The sequence below is a fragment of the Streptomyces sp. P17 genome (assembly GCF_032436805.1).
In the GTDB taxonomy this organism is placed as follows: Bacteria; Actinomycetota; Actinomycetes; order Streptomycetales; family Streptomycetaceae; genus Streptomyces.
The window spans coordinates 1-246 of sequence record NZ_JAVRBF010001315.1 but is presented as its reverse complement, the minus strand read 5'-3'; the positions used below and the strand labels follow the sequence as shown (position 1 = coordinate 246).

Genomic DNA, 246 nt, shown 5'->3' with positions numbered 1-246 from the left:
GCCCCCGGCGCCCGGCGCGGCTGCCCCTTACCTCAAGATCCTGTCGGGCCAGATCCCCGGCTCAGACTTCTACGTGGTCGGCGGAGTGACCGAGCTAAACTATAATATCCGCTCCACCGGCCTTGATCTGGCCGGCGGCAAGCAGAACGCCACCAAGGGCACCGGCGAGATCACCGGCCAGCTCTACGTAATGAATGTGGCCATCGACCTGCGCCTAGTGGAGACCAAGACCCAGGAGGTCGTGGA

At 64.2% G+C, this 246-nt stretch carries 1 protein-coding gene; it reads left to right on the top strand.

Features of this window, described 5'->3' with window-relative positions:
• Positions 1-246, top strand: a 246-nt coding sequence (locus RMT89_RS44815; RefSeq protein WP_315889496.1) for a CsgG/HfaB family protein, incomplete at both ends; no start/stop codon positions are given.